This window comes from Anaerobium acetethylicum (genome assembly GCF_900096945.1).
Lineage (GTDB): Bacteria > Bacillota > Clostridia > Lachnospirales > Lachnospiraceae > Anaerobium > Anaerobium acetethylicum.
On the sequence record NZ_FMKA01000101.1, the window covers coordinates 1 to 1,359 of the forward strand.

Genomic DNA, 1,359 nt, shown 5'->3' on the forward strand with positions numbered 1-1,359 from the left:
CGCTGATTGTCAAGATAGTTGTCAGTAATTCTTTAAATTTATTTATGCCTACGAGGCAGCTTGTGCTGTCTCGGTAACATCTGGTTCAATTGTTGCTTTTTCTGGATTCAGATATACTTGATCTGGTAGCGTCCAATCACGTGTAGTGCGTCCGTTCCACCTTTCGGGATGCAAGGACTTGGCAGCTTCATATACCTCTTGGCGCTTTTTCATAATGGTAGCACCCTCTCCGTTATGGCGCTGAGCAGGAGTTAGAAATTTGATTCCACTGTGATGGTGGTCGTATCTGTACCAGTTAACGAAATTTGAGCACCACAAACGAGCCTCGCCGAGGCTTCCGAATCCCTTTGGCTGGTAGTTAGGCCTGTACTTCAGCGTCTTGAAAAGACTTTCTGCATATGGATTGTCATTGCTGACTCTTGGACGACTGTTTGATGGCGTTATTCCAAGCTGATACAGGGTTGCCAGCATGGTTGCTCCTTTCATCGGACTTCCATTGTCCGAGTGAAGCACTAGCGGCTGGGTAGAGAGTACTTTCTGGGCAAGTGTAGTTCTTTTTATAAGCATGCTGGCAAGTTCTGCAGATTCTTCTTCCCAGACTTCCCAGCCAACGATATCACGGCTGAACAAATCGGATATCAGATAAAGATAATAGAACATCCCTTTCACAGGACCGTTCAAGTACGTTATGTCCCACATCCAAATCTGGTTTGGTGCAGTGGCCACATGAGTGGATATCGGGCGGTGTACAGGCTCTTCTGTGCGACCTCTGTGATGCTGCATGTTGTTCTCTCTGAGAATCCTGTAAAACGTCGATTCTGAGGCGATATATTCGCCTTGATCCGCAAGTGCAGGAACAATTTCACACGGCGGCATACTGGCGAATTCAGACTGATTAACGGTGTTGATAATTCGCTGTCGTTCCTGTGCACTCAGCTTATTGGCTGGTTCTGGACGCTCCGCTGTGGGACGCAGATCTTCGTAGGAACCTGTCTTTTTATTCAGTTTAATCCAGCGGTAATAGGTGCGTTCGGTAATCCCGAGTTCTGTACAGGCTTTTGGCAGCCTTGCACCACTTATTACTGCTTCATCGATTAGTTCAACTGCTTTGCTGCGACCTGAGGCACTAATCATTCGTCCTCTGGATCCCCCCAGATCGCATCGGCTTTTTTTCTTAATACGAGAAGGGCGGCTGTTTCAGCAAGAGCTTTTTCCTTTCTAGCAAGCTCTTTTTCAAGGATCTTCTTTTCCTTTTCGGTGGCTTTGAGTTCTTTGCTCAAACGTGCGGCTTCCTGGGCAACACCGCCATTGGCATTCATGCAGGCATCCTTCCAGGATTGTATCTGTTCAACGTAAAGC

General features: G+C 47.2%; 1 protein-coding gene and 1 pseudogene. Both read right to left on the reverse strand.

What is annotated here, in order from left to right; translation table 11 throughout:
- Window positions 1-48: 48 nt before the first annotated feature.
- A complete protein-coding gene (locus BJR36_RS19970) occupies window positions 49-1,134 on the reverse strand; it encodes an IS3 family transposase (RefSeq protein ID WP_091237182.1) in 1,086 nt (361 codons plus the stop codon).
- Window positions 1,131-1,359, reverse strand: a pseudogene (locus tag BJR36_RS19975) (IS3 family transposase); the annotation flags it as partial. The gene BJR36_RS19970 and the pseudogene BJR36_RS19975, both read right to left, overlap by 4 nt.